The organism is Eubacteriales bacterium mix99, assembly GCA_038396605.1.
Lineage (GTDB): Bacteria > Bacillota > Clostridia > Caldicoprobacterales > DTU083 > UBA4874.
Genome location: CP121690.1, coordinates 570,686 through 590,733 on the forward strand (window position 1 = coordinate 570,686; position 20,048 = coordinate 590,733).

The 20,048-nt window shown below is 48.1% G+C and carries 15 protein-coding genes; 3 read left to right on the top strand and 12 right to left on the bottom strand.

Features of this window, described 5'->3' with window-relative positions; translation table 11 throughout:
* Positions 1-140: 140 nt before the first annotated feature.
* The 5 genes from QBE55_02285 to QBE55_02305 form a co-directional block, all read right to left on the bottom strand.
* A complete protein-coding gene (locus QBE55_02285) occupies positions 141-869 on the bottom strand; it encodes a response regulator (protein ID WZL79019.1) in 729 nt (242 codons plus the stop codon).
* Between the two features lie 17 nt (positions 870-886).
* Complete coding sequence (locus QBE55_02290; protein ID WZL79020.1) at positions 887-2,656, bottom strand: sensor histidine kinase; 1,770 nt, start codon at positions 2,654-2,656, stop codon at positions 887-889.
* Between the two features lie 213 nt (positions 2,657-2,869).
* Entirely contained in the window at positions 2,870-4,534 is a 1,665-nt protein-coding gene (locus tag QBE55_02295) for an extracellular solute-binding protein (GenBank protein ID WZL79021.1), read from the bottom strand.
* 73 nt (positions 4,535-4,607) lie between these two features.
* Entirely contained in the window at positions 4,608-5,522 is a 915-nt protein-coding gene (locus tag QBE55_02300) for a carbohydrate ABC transporter permease (GenBank protein WZL79022.1), read from the bottom strand.
* A 13-nt stretch (positions 5,523-5,535) separates the two neighbouring features.
* Positions 5,536-6,504 (bottom strand): ABC transporter permease subunit, encoded by a 969-nt coding sequence (locus tag QBE55_02305; GenBank protein ID WZL79023.1) that lies wholly within the window; start codon positions 6,502-6,504, stop codon positions 5,536-5,538.
* A 423-nt stretch (positions 6,505-6,927) separates the two neighbouring features.
* On the opposite strand from QBE55_02305, the gene QBE55_02310 reads away from it, so the two are divergent.
* From QBE55_02310 to QBE55_02320, 3 genes are all read left to right on the top strand, one after another.
* Positions 6,928-7,251 (top strand): HEAT repeat domain-containing protein, encoded by a 324-nt coding sequence (locus QBE55_02310; protein WZL79024.1) that lies wholly within the window; start codon positions 6,928-6,930, stop codon positions 7,249-7,251.
* Between the two features lie 309 nt (positions 7,252-7,560).
* Positions 7,561-8,478 carry an aldo/keto reductase gene (locus QBE55_02315; GenBank protein WZL79025.1) on the top strand — a complete coding sequence of 306 codons (918 nt, stop codon included), beginning with the start codon at positions 7,561-7,563 and terminating at the stop codon, positions 8,476-8,478.
* A gap of 19 nt (positions 8,479-8,497) precedes the next feature.
* A complete protein-coding gene (locus QBE55_02320) occupies positions 8,498-9,382 on the top strand; it encodes an aldo/keto reductase (protein ID WZL79026.1) in 885 nt (294 codons plus the stop codon).
* A gap of 10 nt (positions 9,383-9,392) precedes the next feature.
* On the opposite strand, the gene QBE55_02325 is transcribed toward QBE55_02320, so the two are convergent.
* The 7 genes from QBE55_02325 to QBE55_02355 form a co-directional block, all read right to left on the bottom strand.
* On the bottom strand, positions 9,393-10,283 hold the full coding sequence (locus QBE55_02325) for a PHP domain-containing protein (GenBank protein ID WZL79027.1): 891 nt from the start codon (positions 10,281-10,283) through the stop codon (positions 9,393-9,395).
* A gap of 451 nt (positions 10,284-10,734) precedes the next feature.
* The gene (locus tag QBE55_02330) at positions 10,735-12,153 is read right to left on the bottom strand and encodes an ISLre2 family transposase (GenBank protein WZL79028.1); all 1,419 of its coding nucleotides are present in this window, start codon (positions 12,151-12,153) and stop codon (positions 10,735-10,737) included.
* A gap of 169 nt (positions 12,154-12,322) precedes the next feature.
* Entirely contained in the window at positions 12,323-13,867 is a 1,545-nt protein-coding gene (locus QBE55_02335) for an extracellular solute-binding protein (protein ID WZL79029.1), read from the bottom strand.
* Between the two features lie 67 nt (positions 13,868-13,934).
* Positions 13,935-14,855 (bottom strand): carbohydrate ABC transporter permease, encoded by a 921-nt coding sequence (locus tag QBE55_02340; GenBank protein WZL79030.1) that lies wholly within the window; start codon positions 14,853-14,855, stop codon positions 13,935-13,937.
* A 13-nt stretch (positions 14,856-14,868) separates the two neighbouring features.
* Entirely contained in the window at positions 14,869-15,813 is a 945-nt protein-coding gene (locus QBE55_02345) for an ABC transporter permease subunit (protein WZL79031.1), read from the bottom strand.
* Between the two features lie 142 nt (positions 15,814-15,955).
* Positions 15,956-16,969, bottom strand: a complete 1,014-nt coding sequence (locus QBE55_02350; GenBank protein ID WZL79032.1) for a transposase — start codon at positions 16,967-16,969, stop codon at positions 15,956-15,958.
* A gap of 223 nt (positions 16,970-17,192) precedes the next feature.
* Positions 17,193-20,036: a glycoside hydrolase family 38 C-terminal domain-containing protein gene (locus QBE55_02355; protein WZL79033.1), complete on the bottom strand. Its 2,844-nt coding sequence runs from the start codon at positions 20,034-20,036 to the stop codon at positions 17,193-17,195.
* Positions 20,037-20,048: the final 12 nt, after the last annotated feature.

A 20,048-nucleotide genomic window follows, 5' to 3' on the forward strand; every position in this document is an offset into this window, starting at 1 on the left:
TTTATTCTGCTTTCATTGCACCGGTTCGTTTTCCGCGCCGGCTCAACATGCCGGATCAGATTTGTTTCCAAATCACCCTTGCATTATATCGTATCATAATTCCCTTCCCCTGTAAATGAAGATTCTGTCAAACCGCTCATTTATCCATTCCGGTATTGATTCCGGAAATCTGCCGGCGTCTCCCCCTTCAACTTTTTGAACACCCGATAAAAATACTGGTTGTCGTGGTATCCCACCCGGCAGGAGATATTGCAAATCGGTTCGTCCGACTTTCGCAGCAGGTAACAGGCCGCCTCGATTCGGATCCCTGTCAGGTACTGTGTCAGGGTTTCGCCGGTTGCCTTTCGGAAGATACCGGATAAATAATTGGGATGAACGGAAACATGCGCCGCAATGTCCTTCACTGTGATATCCCTGCCATAGTTGCCGGCAATATATTCCCTGGCCCCGGAGATAATGTCCCGCCCGGAAGTCTGCTGCTGCCCGGCCTCCGAAGGAAGGACCTCCTGCAGGACCTTCTGCAGGATGGAAACCAGATCATAATCGGTGATCGGCTTCAGAATATACCCTTCCGCACCCAGATTGATAGCCTTTTGGGCATATCGGAATTCCGAGTACCCGCTTATGATAACAAACCGGGTGCCAAACTGATTCCGGTTGTCCCATTCCATGAGCTCCAGACCATCCAGCCTGGGCATAATGATATCGGTGATCGCAATGCGCGGCCTCTTTTCCTCTATCAGATTTTTCGCCTCAAGGCCATCGCCGGCTTCGTATATATCGTCAAAATGAAGACCGCTTTTCTTCAGTTTGGCGATAATTCCTTTTCGTATCCATTTTTCATCGTCGGCAATCAACAGATCCGACATTTTCCTGCCTCCTTCGTTTATTCTGCCGGGAGACGGATCCACACTTCCGTCCCCTTCCCTTCCTGACTTTTCATCTGTATTCCGTAAGCCTCTCCGCAGCAGAGCTGAATCCGCCTGTTGATGTTGTAAAGCCCGATTCCCGTATCCGTCCTGGCAGAGGCGATCCCTGTCTCCTGGCTATGGATGGAACGATTGATGTCGTCCAGCCTTTCCTTCGCAATCCCCTGCCCGTTGTCCTGAACCAGGATACACAAATAGGAATCCTTCCGTTCCGCATGGATGACAACGCAGCCGTCTGTTTTGTCCCGAAAGCCGTGCCGGAACGCATTTCCCACCAGAGGCTGAAGAATAAAACGCGGGACCCTGCATTCAAGAAGATCCTGCGAAACTTCTATTTTCACTTTTATTTTATCCTCAAACCGGACTTTTTCAATCGAAGTATAATTCTGTATGTGCTCGATTTCCTCCCGCAGGGTGGCAAAGTCCGAATCTGAACCGGACATGTTATAACGGAACATCTGGCCCAGGTTCTGGCTTATCTTTCCGATATCGTCGCAGCCATATACCGAGGCCATGGAATTGATCAACTCCAGGGTATTGTAAAGAAAGTGAGGATTGATCTGAAAGCGGAGTGCCCTGAGCTCTGCTTCCTTTCTCTCTATATTCTGCACATAGTTCTCATTAATCAATTTGTGGAGCCGGACGATCATATTGTTGAAATCATGGTCGATCTCCGCAATCTCATCCCTGCCCGTTACAACAGGCTGTGTTGCAAAAGCCCCGGATTTAACCTTTTCCATCTTATCCGTCAGAACCTTCAGCCTCGCGGACATGGATGCGGAGAAAAGAATACAGATCATGAAAAGGATAATATAGAGGGTCAGACTCATGATAAAAATGGACATGGTGGCTTCCCTCACCTGTTGACGGATGGCGCCGTAATCAAACAGCAAAAGGACAGACCAGCCGTATCTCGCTATTTTTTGATTCAGGATCCGATATTCCCTTCCATCAATCTCCACATGATTTTCCCCATGGGACCATGCATTTTCTATCATTTCCTTTTTGTTCTTCCAGTCATACAAATCCCCTGTCCCATATAACGGATCCCTGTTTTGATCCACTATGGCGAGATTCACATTCTCACTGACCGCCGGAATATTGGTCAGTGCAAAAAAATTGGAAACAAAAGTGTCCAGCCGGGCCAACCCAAGGATATTGTCCGGTGCATATCGGTCCGTGTCCCTTATCACCGCATAAAAGGAAATCACTTTTCGGTCTGCCCAGTCCCGGCGAACATAAAAATTGGTCTTATTGCCCGTATCCAGCATCGATTGAATCCAGGAGCGATCATCCAGCCGATCCACATTCCCGATATGGCTGTGATACAGAACCGCTCGATTGCCGAGAGGATACAGGGTAAGTTCGTTTAATCCGGCAACAAACTTATCGGACAGGTACTTGTTGACATCTTCCAGCAAGGTCACTCTGGCTTCCCGCACCTCATCCGGATTCTTCACCTGCTGCAGGAACGTCAGAAAATCCTGCACCAGATTATTGGAGGATATTTCTCCCATAATGTTGTCATAGAGTGCCAGCTTATATTCCACATTACTCACGTACTGCTGTATTAAGTGCTGATAGGATGCAACGACTTCATCCTCCACTGTTTGCCTTATTTTATTGTAAAAGACCGTGTTGATGATAATCATTGGAATAAATGAGATTACTGTCGTAAAAATAAATATTTTATAGGCTATTTTAAATCCATATTTTCGTTTTTTCATAATGGTTCATCCCCGCTTCTCCATTGAAGTTCCAATAGCCTCTCAGGAATATCCGCCTTTTCCGCCTGTCCGTTCCCAGCACTTTACTGCTTTACAATTCCATTATAGTATGCAGGCCGGTTCAATTCAATAGGATGATATTGGTAAAAAAACCAAAAAGAAAGGGAAGGCATGAACTAACCATACCTTCCGATGCTTTCTCAGGTCAGAATATCAATACCGGACGTCTTTCACCTTCGGAATTTCCTTCTGCATATACTCTATAAATTTATCCAGGCCTGCATCCTTCAGCTTTTTCCGGTAATCGTTCAATATTTTCAGTGCGCCTTCATCCGTGTCCTCAAAGGTCGCTCTCATAAACTCCTTGCCATAATCCAGCGCTGCAGTATTGCTTTCATATTCCTGCCGGTCCGGATAATCCCTGGCGATAAAGTTGGCATTGGTGCCATCGTAAAACTCCAAAGGAGTCACTTCCTTTGCCTTCTCATAATCGGGATCCTCTTTTTCAGGCCACCAGCCCTTTCTGGGATCGGCTCCGACAAAGTTGTCGCCAAATACCAGGCCTTCGTTCACGTAGGCTGTCATGTCATTTTCTTTCTTGTCCTGCCACTCGTCCGTACGCTGGGGCTTGTCGTCCACCATGTTGTAATGAACGCCTTCGATTCCGAAGGTTACCAGCTTCAGGCCTTCATCGCTGTTGATATAATCAATGAACTCCAATGCCTTTTCCGGATTCTTGCATTTGCTGCTCAGAAAGATCGCGGGAGAACCTGTCCGGCCTCTGGATTCCTTGGCTGTCACCTGCTTGCCGTCCGCATCCAGGAACGGACCCACTGGAACATATTTCATTTCCGGATTGGTCTTATACAAAGTCTGCCTCATGAAATCCCTCAGGTTGGGATAATGGCCGTTCAGTACCGCCACTCTGCCGGTGGCGATCTTTTCCTTCGCTACCGTGTCCGTCTGGGTATAGGCTTCCGGATCAAACAATCCTTCTGAAACCAGCTTTCTCATGAACAAAACCTTTTTATCCTCCATGGGGTCAAAGATCCAGTGGGTAATTTTTCCGTCCAGATTTCTCCAGTCTGAAACGGTATCCCTGCTGAAGGATCTCATAAAATCGCTGTAGTTCCAGCCATTTCCCCATGTGCCGGCTGTGATCACGGGTTTGCCGTTGATATCCTTGAACCCACCGCTTTTAATCTGTTTCATCAATTCGTACAGCTTTTCCGAGCTGTCAATGCTCTCCGGCTCTACACTCAGGTCCTTCAGAATATCCTGCCGCACCCAAACGTTATAGGCCCATTGGGTCACATCGGCATCGGTTCTGGGAGTCTGCTGGGGAATAATATAATGCTTGCCGTTATAATCCGGATGTTCCAGATCATATTTCTTGTAGGATTCGGAAACGCCTTCCGTCATCATTCTCTTTACGTTGGGATATTTGTCCATATAGGGATCCAGCTCCAGAACCAATCCCTCGGTGGCAGCCTTTCGGATGAAATCTCCCGAACTGCCCGGATTGGTGTCCCAATAAGGAGCGTTTACGATGTCGGGAACTTCACCGGATCCGAAAATCGTACTCAGCTTTTCCCCTTCGTCCGTGGTAATGGTCTGCACATTGAGGGTCACTCCGGTCTTTTTGGCCAGTTCCTTTGAAATCGGATTGTTTTTCATATCCTCCGGAAATTGGGAGGATGCGCCATTCCAGCACATCAGGAAATCCAGCGTGACCTGTTCCTTTCCGCCTTTTGCCGTTTTGGATCCTCCGCCATTGGATGTTTTCCCGTTTTCCTTGCTGCCGCAGCCGGTAAAAGCTGTCAGTGCAAAAAGACAGGCCAGACAAAGGACCAAAAACCGTTTTCGCCGTGAATTCATGATTGAAATCCCCTTTCTTTTTTTGATATTCATTGGATAGCATTGCCTGTGATGACGATTTCACCTGCCGTGTTCACTCCTTGATGGATCCGATCATAACTCCTTTCACAAAATATTTTTGTAAAAAGGGATAGATGCATAATATGGGAACTGTAAGAATAATCAGGAATGTCATTCTCAGGGCTTCCGGAGTCACATTACTGTTCTGGCGAATGGACTCATTTATATTTTCAAACCCATTTGCTCCTGCTGAACTCTCAAAACTTGCTTCACTCAGAAGCTTGTTCAGCAGGGTCGCCGCAGAAACCAGTTCGGCTTTGTTGATAAAATACTCACCGGTAAACCAGTCATTCCAGCTTCCCACTCCGACAAACAGGGAAATGGTGGCCAGAACCGGCATGGACAGCGGCAGAATGATCCGGAAAAATGTCTGCAGTTCACTGCATCCGTCAATCTCTGCCGCTTCGGATAAACTGTCGGGTATGCCGTCAAAATAGGTTTTCATGACAATTGCATTATAGAAATTGTACAAACCCGGCAGCACATAAATCCAGAAGTTGTTGAGAAGATTCATTTTCCGGTATATCACATATTTGGGGATCAGTCCGGCGCCGAACAGCATGGTAAAATAGAAGAACATCACAAAGTATTTCCGCCCGGGCATCCCTTTCTTGGACAGGGCATATGCCAGCATAGCCGTCAAAAATACGGACAGGACCACGGAAAGGACTGTCCGTGCAATCGATATCTGGAAAGCACTGGATATGTTGGGGTTCTGAAACGCCTTATAGTAATTGTCCAGAGTGAATTTCCTCGGCCAGAAGTAAATCCCCCCTTTCAATGCATCATTCCCGTCGTTAAAGGACAGCACCAAAGCATAAATAAAGGGATATAACGTGGTGAAGCCCAGAATCGACAGCAGCAGATAATTGATCCCGTCGAAAATCCGATCGCCTATTGTTCGTCTGTAACCGGCTGCTTTTTCCATGCCTTCCCCTCCTTCACCATAATGACACTTCTGTCGTTTTCCTGGAAATATAGTTTGTCACAACCACCAGGATCAATGAAATAACGCTGGAGAAGAGCCCGATCGCCGTGGCGTACCCAAATTGATTCATTTTCAGACCTCTCTGCAGAACATAGGTGTCCAGCACCTCGGCGACATCCATTACAGGAGGCGTCTGCATCAACAGGATCTGTTCGTATCCTGCATTCAATATCCCGCCCAGATTCATGATGAACAGGATGCCGATGGTCGGACGAATGCCCGGCAGCGTAATATGCCAGGTTTTTGCCCATCTTCCGGCTCCTTCAATTTCCGCTGCTTCATACAGCCCGGGGTCAATGCCTGTCAGGGCGGAGAGATATATAATGGAATTCCAGCCGATGTTCTTCCATATATCTGTCAGTATCACCAAAGGATAGAACAGATTGGGCTTTCCCTGAAAATAAATCGCCTCCAATCCCTTTTGAACCCGTATATCGTTGATCAATCCGTTGGTAGGAGAAAGGAATTTGGACAACATGGTTATGACAACCACCCAGGATACAAAATACGGCATATAGGATACTGTCTGCACCGTTCTTTTGAACTTACTGTTCGTTACCGCATTGATCATGAGGGCCAGTATAATGGGCGCCGGAAATCCAAAAGCCATTTTCAGCAAACTGATTTTCAGCGTGTTCCGGATCACCCGAAAAAACATGGGATCCGACAAAAAATTTTTAAAATACTTGAGCCCTACCCATGGACTGCCCAATATTCCCATATTGTACTTGAAATCTTTAAAAGCCAGGAGAAGTCCGACCATAGGCGTATAGGCAAATGCAATAAACCATATGACGGCAGGCAGTAAAAAAAGATAAATATATCGATATTTCCATATCCTTTTCCGTGTCCCGCTCCTGGACCTTTGACCGATGGAAACAGCGCCAGAAGCAGAACATTCGGCCTTTACTCTTCTACTCATGGTATCCTTCCTCCCTTGAGATATTTCCATTACGAATGACATATATTATTATAGGATATGCCCAATAATATTACATTGGACATAAATTAGTATTTATTGGACAAATCTCATATCTGCCAAATAAAATGCGATATTGATATATCATTTAGACAAAAAAGCCGCAGGGAATCGTATGGCACAATAAGGATCGCCAGGAAGCTTCGCATGACAGAGAAATAACTGAACGTTTCTTCTTTTGCGGAGATTGGAAGAATCCGCAGGCATCCTGCATATCCATATATTAAGATGGGAAGTATCTGTGTAAAAATTTTGTTGAAAATTCTCATAAAATGTATCATAATCAGAATTTGTTCATATTAAGTTCAAACATACCTTGTATAATGAACACTATAAAAACTATATCTGGAATAGGAGTGGGTTTCAATGATGGGATTATCGGAAGAAAAAATTGCAAAATGGGGACAAAGCGGGAAGGCTGCGAAGCTGGTCAAAGCCGCCGGCACCAGGAAGGAGAACCTGAAACTGGCCCTTGCCAAAGCAATGGGCAACGTCAAGGATGAGCAGACTTTCAATATCCTCATTACCTACCTTCGTGACAGAAATCCGGAAATCCGTATTGCTGCCCTGGAATCCCTGGAAAAGATCAACAGCAAAAATGCAATCGAGCATGTCAGAGGCCTGATCAATGATCCTGACCCGAAGGTCAGTGAAAAAGCAAGGAGTGTACTGAAAGCTCTCCACAGGTGATTGGTATATTGTGATCTTCCCCATTATGGGAAGCCGGGACGACCTGCCTGATTCTCTTCCTGGCAGATCATTTAAAAAGGAGCTGCCGCAAAATTTACTGAAAAGTTGATTTTGCGGCAGCTCCCTTTTTATTTTATGGGATTCCTCTTTTGCCAATTTTGCCAATCTGTTGAGTCAAAGTGAACGGAAAGGTTTATAATACAGATATACTACAGGGTTATAATTATAATAGTTTACGGATTCATTCGTAATTCCTCTGTATCTCTGCAGTCATTCCATGAGTACAAAAATTAAGGGAGGTTATCTGTTATGAGAACGATCAAGCTGGGAAAATCAGATCTTCAGGTCCCCACCATCGCAGTCGGCTGCATGCGCATCAACAGGCTGGGCAAGCCGGAAGCAGAGCATTTTGTCCACGCGGCGCTGGATGCAGGTGCAAATTATTTTGACCATGCGGACGTATACGCCGATGGAGCCTGTGAAGAGCGGTTCGCAGACGCGATTCACATGAATGACACGGTTCGTGAGAAGATATTCCTGCAGTCCAAATGCGGAATACGAAAAGGTTCCTATGACTTTTCAAAGAAACATATCCTGGAAGCGGTGGACGGCAGCCTGGAGAGGCTGAAAACAGACTATCTTGACGTTCTGCTGCTGCATCGCCCCGATGCACTGATGGAGCCGGAGGAAGTGGCCGAGGCCTTTGACCAGCTGTATGAAACCGGCAAAGTGCATCATTTTGGGGTTTCCAATCAGAAGCCCATGCAGATCCAATTGCTGCAGAAATACATAAAACAGCCCCTCCTGGCCGATCAGCTGCAGCTCAGCATCACAAATGCCAATATGATTACGCAGGGACTCCATGTCAATATGTTGGACGATCCGGCGGAAGACCGTGACGGAAGCGTCCTCGATTTCTGCCGCCTGAATGATATCACCATACAGCCCTGGTCCCCCTTCCAATACGGTTTCTTCGGAGGCGTATTCCTGAACAACGAAAAATTCCCGGAGCTGAATGCGAAGATTGATGAAATTGCCGCACGATATCAGGTCAGCAACACCACCATCACCATGGCATGGCTGCTCCGCCATCCTGCCAAAATGCAGCCGGTCACAGGGACCATGAATGAGGAGCATCTGAAGGACTGCATCAAAGCCACCGGGATCCGCCTCACCCATGAGGAATGGTACGAAATCTATCTGGCTGCCGGCAACGATCTGCCATAAAGGAAGGATAGGATACAGCATGAACAAATCAATTGACAAGTCAATCCCTGCCACTGTTTCTGCAAACGGAATGCCTCTCCCTGCCCTAGGGCAGGGAGGCTGGCATATCGGGGAAGATCCGAAAAAGGCCCAAAACGAAATAGACGCGCTCCGACTGGGTCTGGACCTGGGAATCAATCTGATTGATACCGCAGAAATGTACGGCGATGGAAAATCAGAGGAGCTGATCGGGAAAGCATTGAGCGGTAGACATCGGGAGGAATATCTGCTCGTCTCCAAGGTTTATCCGTATCATGCCGGCAGAGAGGACATTTTCAAAAGCTGCGACGCGACTCTGAAGCGGCTAAAGACTGATTACCTTGACCTTTATCTGCTGCATTGGCGTGGAAGCATACCTTTATCGGAAACGGTGGAATGCATGGAGAAACTGGTGCAGTCCGGTAAAATCCGACGCTGGGGCGTTTCAAACTTCGATACCTCCGACATGGAGGAACTCTGGAGCCTGCCGGGCGGCAGGAACTGTGCGGTGAATCAGGTTCTGTACAACCTGGGATCAAGGGGAATTGAATACGATCTAATTCCATGGCTGACGTCCCATCATGTTGCAGCCATGGCCTACTGTCCGCTGGCACAGGCCGGCACCCTGCGGAGAACGCACCGGAACCTGCTGCGGGATCCGGTTCTTTTGGGCATTGCTGAAAAGTACCGGATCAGCATCATGCAGCTTTTGCTTGCTTTTGTCCTTCGGCAGGACAATATGGTTGCCATTCCCAAGGCAGGTTCGCCTGCTCATGTCCGGCAGAATGCGGAAGTGCTCCGGCTTTCCATCGCTGAGGAAGACTGGAAGGAAATCAACAAAGCATTTGGCCCTCCCACAGGAAAAACACCTTTGGATATGGAATGAATCCTGATTTTCATACCGGTTTCCGGTTGACTTCAATATATTGGCTGGTGGAACGTTTCCCCTTTTCGTCCGTCAGCTGCACCCGCACAAAGGAATCCGATTTTTTGATTTTGTAGGTGGCAGAGCGGATCGGAGCTGCTGCAGCGTACTGTACCCGATCATCACAGTAAAAGGCATCGCTGTAGAATGTAACAACCTGGGAAGGTTCACACTGCACTTCAATGGTATCCCCGTCTACCGTGATCTGCCGGAAACCCGGCCCCCCTTCCGTGGCATAGAAATTCCCTGCAAGCAGGGAGGCCATGAGATCTTCCCGGGAGAGGGAGGGTGCCTGCAGCATAATCCACGCCTGAAACACATCCCGGTCGTAATAATGCGTATCATCCACGCCCAGCAGCATATGCCTGCAGCCTTTTGCCGCACAGATATCCACATATTCCGACGAATCCCCCCGGCCCGTGCAGGCTTCGGAAACACCGCTGTAGATTTCAGTTGCAAAGATGCCGTCCAGTGATATCATGTCCCGGTGGGTAAGCAGGGACCAGACAGGATGGCCAAGGATGGCAATCCCGCCTGCCTCACGGACGGCCTGTATCATACAGGGAGCCTTGTCCCCCCTGGTATACCGGGCGGCTTTTGTCATACCGACTCCAATAATGTGCCAGGCAGCGTGATTTTCAAAATCGTTGTCATCCAATTCGGTGCCGCCCAGCAGGGTAAAGCCTTTTTCCTCATTATATTGATAAAACCTGCGGTGATCCGTAATTGCCAGAAAGGAATAACCTTCCTTCCTATAGTATTGGATTGCCTCATCCGGATCCAGATGTCCATCTGAAAGTGTGGTATGGGTGTGCAGATTGCCCCGATACCAGGGAGCATTTTCATCATATAGTTTTTGCAAATCGATTCCTCCAGGAAATAACCTTGTTTATGAAAAGTACATGCCGTTCAAAAAACAACCAGGATTCATTATACCACAACATCCGGAAAGCTGCATTTTCCGGGACCGCTTTGATAGCGTCAATTTACTGTAGGGAAAGAAAGAATAGAGACATCCTGAAATATTCTTACTAGCAACAGTGGTCTTGATTGATTTCATTAATTTTAACAGCAATCAATCTTGTCAGCTGCATTTATTCCACGATCTGCTTGACAACGAGCCTCTGCCGGTGTGGCTTACGGCAGATGTCGGCAGCAGCCATCTCTAACAGCGGGATAGGCTTTGGAGCGGTTGCTGCCGTACCTCAATGCTACCACACCGACTTCTCGTTATCAAGCAGCTTTCGCGGCATAAACGCTTGATCTATGTCGTCCCGGCTATTAAAAACGCCATAACGAGCTTTATGAAGGGCCTAATAGCGTATTCCGGCCATACTCCTCATCTCATTAAACAGCCCTGTCTTTTTCCCCATGGTAATTACAGTTGGGCTGCTACTCCATGAACCAGCATATCTGCTTTCTGATGATTTCCTTACTTCCTTGATTAATTCATCCTGCAATTCATGTTTCCTGTTCTCCTTCTCCTTAAGCTTCTGTGCCATAACCAGGTCATAGATCCTGCCGCCATTTTTCTTATATACGATAAGTTTGGACATCCTGGCAACACCTTTTTCAGACCATCCCTTAGGCCTGCTGCTTAGCCTGCTTGAAAACACATGGCTTATATGACCTTCGGCACTGCATCCTATCAGTTCATGGCCCTTATCAGCCTTTATCTCTATTCCATGCCAGTTATTCAATATGTACCGTCTGGCATCCTTAACTGCCTTCCTCTTCGTTTTGGAAACCGTTCGTTTGAGGATCTTCTTGAAAACATCCTTGACCATGTCCTTGTCCGGCCAATCCAATGCATCCTTCAACTCCTGATAGATGTCTCCATCGTTTAAGTGTGCAGTCGCAGTTATCATATATTTCTTAAGATGAAAATTGTCCAGCACAAACTTGCTTTTGGGAATCCAGTCAAGCCCGGCCTTAATCCATGATGCCCCATCCCCGGAAAGGTATATGGTTTCAATGAAATCCATGTTGTACTGCTTGTCTATATATTCTATGACCTCCAGCCACAGATCCTCACTCTCATCATACATGCCGCCAAAATATTTAACGTTTTTAAGTCTGGTCCTCGTTTGGCTGCTTTTTTCGGGATCTACGCCTTCATGAACATAAACCAGCCTGGGCATAGCTATCTTGCTTTTATCGTCTTCTCCCTGCAGGGAAACATGATCTTCATCTGCTTCAACATACAGTATCCTGACATCCCTCTTCTTGTCCACCTTATGCTCATGTTCGCTGATCTCAAGGTTATGTATTTTATCCATAACAGCCTGCTTGCTTATTTCATCCATATATCCGGCTCTTTCTCCACCTTTCCTGTAGCTGCTGTCTATGGCCTCTTCCACCACATTGATCACCACATCTGCACTCACTCTGTCATGTGGCTTAAGACCAACAAGCTCATCAACGAGATATTTCCTTTTGCCACCACTCTTTGGCTTAAAATACGTTCTATTATACTTGATCGTTCCAAAGGTCGTTAAGATCCCTGTCTCATCTTTCCTGACAATCTCCCAATTGTTTTTCCTGACCCCGGACTTTCGAAGCTGTTCATCCATCCCCTCAAGAGTCTCCACCAGTATATTCCGACCAAGTTCAAACAGATCCTCCTGCAGCCCCAGAGTCAGTTCCGCCAGATCCTTACCTTCCCTTAAAAATTTTCTTACCTTATTTTCTGTTTTTCTTGCAAACTCGTTAAAATCTTGTATACTGTACATGGAAGGTGGCACCCTTTCTTGATATTTTTGTTGATGATCAATATTTTAGCAGGATGCCACCTTCTTTTCAATCCTTATGGTAATTTATTACTCTTAATCCCTACGGTAACTTTACGCTAACACCGATTTTGCAATTCCCCCATCAATAAATTGGGGGGTTCCCTGCTGATTATTTTCCCTGCTTCTTACGCCATGCATCCAACTGCTTCTGTTGTTCATCGATAATCCGATCCACGCCGGAGGACTCCAGTGCCTTGAGAAACCTGGGCAGTTCCTTATCCGGGTTGGAAAGTCCCTTGATCAGCGGATCCACATATTCCTGCACGACAGAGCGCACCGCAGCCAGCTCCGTCATGATGGGAGTCTCATCCAGAGCGAATCCAAGGTTATCAGCCGCCAGCAAAGTATCGGCAAATTTATCATAGCGGTCCACCATATCCAATGGCAGGCTGGTATCCGGCTCTGCCGTCAGAAAGCCAGGCAACGCCCAGGCGGTCATATCATAACGCCTTGTCTCGCCTTCCTTCAGATACATGGAAAGATCAATCTGTCCCTCCTCATTTCTCCCCCAGTGCTTCCCTTCGATTCCGTAAAAGAACAGGTCCGCAAACTCCACGTCGGAGTTCAGCAGGTCCACCAGCATCATGGCCCGGGCAGGATCCTCTGATGTGGCAGAAATCGCGTTCATGGAGCCATATATCTTGGAAGTTGTCTGGGTTGCATTGTTCACAAAATAGGGTTTTAGCTTTACCCCGTAGGTTTTTTCATAACCGGGAGTGCGCTTGGCCATGGAGTCCTGTGTGGAAACGGCAGGATCAAACTTACCCAGCTCCACTGTGGTATCCGGATCGCGGGGCAGGCATCCTTTCTTACCCAGCATATAGGCATCCTCGCAGAATGCCTTGAATTCGGGAGTATCGTATTGGTTGAACACAACATTGCGTTTCTGGCTGGCGTATGATTTATCCCCTATGACGACAACGCCCGGATCCCGATCGTCACCAGTTATGGCTTCCATGGGGTACAGTGCGGAAAACACGGAGAAACTCATATTTCCCACGTATCCGTTGGGGTCACCGCCGGCTTCCTTCATATCAACCATAAAATTCTTGAAACTTTCCCAATCTTTCACCTTATCCACATCCACCCCAACCTTCTCGGCTTCGGTGCGGCTCAGGTTGTACAGCACATGCTGGCAGGAGTATTTATGGGTGGGAATGGCATAAATCTCGCCGTTGATCGTAACTGAATCCCACAGATTCTGCGGATAAACATCAAGCATGGTCTTCCCATATTTCTGAAGCAGATCCGTCAGGGGCTCAAATGCCTGCTTGGCTACATAATCCGCATAATGGGTACTCACAAAAGTCAGATCAAACTTTTCCTGGCTGGATACCAACATGTTTAACTTCTCATCATGCTCGGAGGATTCATGGGGAATCAGCTTCAATGTTGCATTGAATTTCTCTTTCATGCGCTTGCTGACCTCGTCCACCACTTCCTGATGATCTTCTGCTTTCTTCCCCAGAGAATACCAGACAATTTCATAGGGAGGAAGATCCTTTGGATCGGCTGTTTCTCCCGTCGTTTCCTTGTTTGTTTTTAGCGGGGTTTTGTTTCCGGATGTCCCGGTATTGTCTGAGCCGCCTGCACATCCGGTGAAGAGCAACACGATCAGCAGAATGGATGAAATGGCTTTGATGAGTTTCTTCATAATATTCTCTCCTTTTATGCTTTGCAGTATCTATTTTAAATCCGCAAACAGTGGACACCGAACGCACTCAGCCCTTAACCGATCCAAGGGTCAGGCCTTTGACAAAGTATTTCTGGAAAAAAGGGTAAAATGCCAGAACCGGCGTCATGGCCAGCACGGTAAGCGCCATCCGCATGGATTCGCCGGGCAGGTTCTCCAAAAGCTCCACTCCACCCTCCGACATGGCAAACTCCGGGTTGGAGCGTAAAAACTCCAGATTTTTCATAACCCGCTGCAGCAGATACTGTATGGTATACAGTTTGCTGTTTTCAATATAAAGCATCACCTCAAACCATTTGCTGAAGTAGGCAATGGCCGTAAACAACCCAATGGTGGCCAGGGCAGGCTTGCTGATGGGCAGAATAATCCGGGCGTAAATCCGCAGCTCACCTGCTCCGTCAATCTTGGCCGCCTCAATCAGGGATTCGGTCCCCAGGGAAGTAAAGAAAGTGCGCAGGACAATGATATTGTAAGCGGAACACAGCGTGGGAAGCAGCAGCACCCAGTAGGAATCGCGCAATCCAAAGACAGTGGTGTTGACGATATAGGAAGCCACCATGCCTCCATTAAACAGCATGGTAAAGTACGCAAAAAAGGTAAGCTGCCTGCGCAGGGCAAAATCCTCCCGGGAAATGGCATACGCATAGAGTGTCATAATCAGGAGGGACAAAACCGTGCCAAATATGGTCAGTGAAATACTGACCCAATAGGACTGGAGAATCTGTCCACCGTCCTTGAACAGGTACTGATACGATGAGACGCTCCACTTAGCCGGAAGAAAGCTGAATCCATTGATCTTGATTGCCTTCTCCGCAGTAAACGAGCCAATGTAAATCAACAAAATCGGTAAAAAACAAAATAATGCAAAGAGACTAACCAATATGGATAAAATTACATTGGTTTGCGGTTTCACAGCAAGGGGACGATACCCCCGTTTCCTTTTTGCCATAATGGATCCTCCTTTAAAACATTGCCAAATCCGGGTCGATCTTCCTTGTGATCCAATTGACCGTGACGACCAGAATAAAGCCACACAGGGATTGGAAAAATCCAGCTGCGGAAGACAGCGAGACATTATTGCTGGTACGAAGCATATTGTATACGAAAACATCGATGGTATTGGTCACGGGATACAGCTGCCCGGAGTTCAGGGGAACCTGGTAAAAGAGATCAAAGTTGGAACTGAACATCCCCCCAACACGTAAAATAGCCAGGATCACCGTCATGGGAATCAAAAAGGGGATGGTAATGTAACGGGTTTGCTGCCACTTCGTAGCTCCATCAATTACTGCTGCTTCATAATATTCATCAGAAATGCCGGTAAGGGCTCCCATATAAATAATGCTGGAATATCCGGTGCTTTTCCAGATATGTATGATGTTCAGAATCCACGGCCAGTATTTGGTCTTACTGTAAAAGGCAATACGGGGGGATCCTATGGAATCCAGAAGATGTGCGATCATGCCGTTGTCCGCACTGCACAGTGCAAAAACAATGACGGAAACAACCACATAGGAAACAAAATGAGGCATGATCACAAAGGTCTGAAGGGTACGCGCCAGCTTTTTGCTCAGCAGCTCGTTCAATCCGATCGCCAACAGCATAGGGCAAATAATTCCCGTAACCAGAAATGCGGCATTGTACAGCAGGGTATTCCGCAAGGAAAGCCAGAACGTTGCATTGTTATACATGAATTGAAAGTTTAATGAGCCAACCCAGGGACTGCCCCATATTCCAAGGCGGGGGATGAAATTTTTGAACGCCAGCAGCAGTCCATACAGCGGCATATAGGAAAAACAGATAAAAACAAGGATCCCGGGAACGGTCATCAAAAACAATGAAATATTATCTTTCCATCGAACTTTCATCCGACGGGGCGATGGCCTCCGGGGAGACAGTTGAATCATAAAACAATGCCCTCTTTCCTGTGACAGTTTACAATCATTCAGTTGATTGAATCGTTTTGACAATTTCCCTCATAATTTCTTGTATAATCTGCTACATTGTCGTACAAATTTAAAAAATCCCCTAATGCATAGTGTTGCTTGATTACGTTTCAACATCAGTATTAGTAGCATAGAATTCTCTATACCTTAGCAATCTGGGATTTTGAAATCCCAAATTTATCACACGCTCTACTTTTTCCAACAATTCGGCTGGCGGGTTTGTGACAAACGCAAACAAGTTCAGATATCCTTGTATGTCCTCGTGTTTGAAGCCGCTGTGAGAATTCAGGAAGTTTTTAAGTATGGCGTGAACGCGGTTGACCGGATTCATAGGGTTCACATTGTCAGGCATCCCTTTTAAGGATTTAGAAGGATGCACTACGCTTTTCAGCGAAAGCTTCTTAATCAGGCGGCTGTGCGAGGTGTCGCCGTCATGGATTAAGAGCGACCCTTGTCTGATATGTTCCCCGAATGCCTCAAATGTCCTCTTTTGCGAAGGTTTGCCCGTGCCCTCCAGCAGAACCACACTGTTTTTCTTGTCTGTGGCAACGCCAATGCAGAGCTGGTTCATAGACAGCCCTCTCAGCTTGTCGCCGTTGTCCTTCCGCACCATGTCTTCCGCCCGGACGGAATAGAAGGTTTCGTCGAGCCAGATGTCGCCCGACAGGACGACCCCGTCCTGCACCCCTTCGAGCGTCAAGAAGAGCTTCTGAAGCCAGTATCTGGACGTTCTGAATGCGTTTTTGTTGTTCCAGGAGTCAGCGGTGATGCTTACGTGGTGGAATAAATTTAAGCAGTAGTCAGTCCATTCGCTGATTGGGATCCGGTGTTCATCGAAAATCGTGCCCGTAGTGGGCAGGAAGGTTTTGCCGCAGATGCACATATAGCGTTGCACCCCGCTGCGCGTATGGCCGCTCTTCTTAAAGCCTTCCGCCCCGCAGTATGGGCATTTAGCGGGGATGTGGGAATTAATCATCTCGGCTTCGCAACTATCGGCAACCTTCTGATGGCGGCTTTCGTAGCTGGCAATGTAGCGTCCCTGCAAAAATTTCTGTGTCGCAGTCATGTTTTCAGTCCCTTCCCATGGCGTTTTCCTGCGTGATTTCGCCCGTTCCATTCTATCCCTCCTGCATTTCCGTATGACGAAAGCATATCATACGAACAACAGAAAAGCAACACTATGCATTAGGGGATTTAATTTAACATGAAACTGTACAAATAGTATAAAGCAAATTTCAAAAAGAGTCAATACGGTATTTCATCTGATCTTTCGACAATTTCCGCAGGTCTGCAGCAGACGTCCGCCACTTGCAGACTGCAGAAACAGCATTGCCTTTGTTTCAGGCTCTTATCTTTACTTCAAAAATGGAATACGGATCCACTTCCATTGTGACAGCCCTGCCGTCTGCGGCAAGGACTCCCTTTACCGGATTCTCATCCAGGTCCACAAATTCTGCGGAGGCAACGTTTTTTGCAAACAGCAACTCCGCCCGGGCCATCCTGCCGGACGCATTGTATCCCCGTATCAGAACGGCGCCGTCCATTGCAGCCGTTACGGCAGTCGTGGCAATATTTTCTGCCGACATTTTCAGCAGGCTTTGCTTCATTGGCAGACTGCCGGAATGGGAGCCGGAAGACTGATAAAACAATTTATGGCGAAAACAGGCAGACATCCTTTCCGCCGCTCCCGCATCTTCTCTTGCCGTCCCGATCAGCAGACGGATAGGGTGGATTCCCCTTTCCGGATAGGGATCCGGGCTCGTCGAGCTGTTGATCAGGGTCAGGGCCAGCGTGTTCCCGTTTCCCCTATAGCCGTATTTGCTGTCGCTTGCCAGAATCAACGATTCCGCCCCGCCCCCTGCGGCCATCCCATACTGCAGTGCCGGCACATCATTGGTCAGATCCCCGCGTTTTACCACCGCTCCCGGGACATCATACAAATATCCGCTGACCGGATAGGAAACCGGGATCCGATAATCCAATACAGGAACGATATCCCCTCCGACTTCCTTCCAGTCGACGGTGATATCGATCCGGACTCCCGACTGATATTTATCCAGGGTATAGACCACCTCAATCACGGAATCTGCAATTTTATAAGTTGCCTTCACACTTTCCCGCAAAGGTCCCCGGGCTGTCTCTTCCAGCCGGACGCACTGATCCACCGGAATACTCCGGATGTGCCGGCCGATCTGCCAAGCACTGGATGTGTATTTTTCCGTTTCAACATAGGTGAGCCCTGCGGTTTCCCCGGCAATCAGTTCCCTACCGCCGGCATTGGACTTCAGGGAACACAGCCGCCCCGTTTTTGCATCCAGGACCGCTGTTATTTTGTCATTTTTCAGGATCCGATCCGAATAAAGGGAAGAGACCCTTTCTCTTGTCTGAAAATAAACCGGATAGGCTTCGGATTCCGTTTCGGAAAGAATCACTGTGGTATATCCGAAGGCAGGCACCGTGACATCCACCAGAATGCGGAAAAATTTATGATCCCAATACTGCTGCAGCTCGTCGTCCAGCAGCTGATGCTCCACGGTTTCCCCATTCGGACCCGTCACAGCAATGCGCTTCAGATCTCCCGTCCAGTCCCAGACGGAAAGCTCCGCGACTTCCCTGCGCTCTTCCGGCAGGGTGTTGAAGATATGGAAAATTCTTGTCTTTCCCATACCCCGCTCTGCAGCGGGAGCTCCGGCAAAGTTTTCCACGCCGTATCCGGCGCCGGCTCCCTCGGACCGGGAATCATACGGATCCGGATCCGTTGAAATGGATGAAGTATCGATTTGTTCCGAAATGGCCAGCATGGCATTCGAAAGCTGCGTGTTTGCCGTCGCCATGGAGGTCTGATAGAGCCCCATGGCATGTTCCCTGGAATCCTGGACACAGGATCCGGTCAGGATATCATGAAATTGGGTAAACAGCACATCCTGCCAGGCTTTCACCAGCCGATCCCGCTGAAAGACAAAGCCTGCCAGACTTCCGGCCATGACCGAAAGATCCTCTGCATCCGTCAGTGCTGCCTCCAGCCGCTTGTTGCCTCTCTTGATCCGACTCTGCGTCGTATAGCATCCCGGTGCAAAATAGTTCAGCTCATGGCTGACCACGGGAAGCTGATCCCTTACCGTTTCCGCCTCCCGGAAAAATTCACGGATCGTCCCGAACCGGATCCGGGGATAAATCCTCCAGGACATCATGTCCTTTGCCCGTTCGATATCACGCCGGGTGGGGCCGCCTCCGTGATCCCCGACACCGTATACCACCAGCCCGGTTTTCAGGCCGGCACACCGCCGGGACAGTTCCACAAGTCCCGCTCCGATATGGGGAGTAATTGCCCCATTGTACCAATTCGGCTCCCGGTAGGCCAGCACTTCCCTGCCGGAAGGAGCCCGGTAACGGTACAGGACGTAATCCCCGTCCAGGCCGCGGCAATGGTAATAATATTTTACATGCCCGAAGGTATTGATTTCCGGAACGTTGCCATTGTGCCCGAAAGTATCGGGAGAAAAATCCACATCAAAGTGTGAAACGCCCCAGGTTTTGGACAAATACTCCTTCGTGTACTGAATGTGCCGAAGCAGGGATTCCATATTCGGCATGTTCTTGTCCGTTTCCACCCAGGCACTGGCGGTTACCTCCCAGCGTCCTTCCGCTATTCTGGCCCTGATTCGTTCCATAAGGGAAGGATCGTAGTCTTCCACAATTTTATAGACAGCCGCCTGGGACTGGGAAAAGCAAAAATCCGGATACTCGTCCATGATGTTCAGTATGGTGCGGAACGTTGCCAGCACCACCGATACGGTTTCATGGAATCCCCACATCCAGTTCATATCCATATGCGCATGTGCTGCCAGGATCAGCTGATACTCCCCGCATGCCTGCTCCAGATCCTCCAGCAGATCCTCTGCATGCTCACAGTCCCGGTTTGTCAACACGCCATTTTCGCGGACACAGGAAAGCAGATAATCCAGGGCGTTTTCCATCGCCGGATCGTATTCGCCTTTCCGCTTCTGCGACAGGTTCATGGCAAATTCCAGTTCGCTCAGAATCCGCGTGTTCCATCTGGACGGCGTGGTAATATGAGCCTGCTCCTCCCCGGGCATTCCAAAAGTGTCCTCATAGCGAACCTGCTCCCGGTTCCCTCCGATGGATGTTTTCAACCTTCTGAATTTTTTTGTCAGTTCTTTCATCGGCAAATCCCC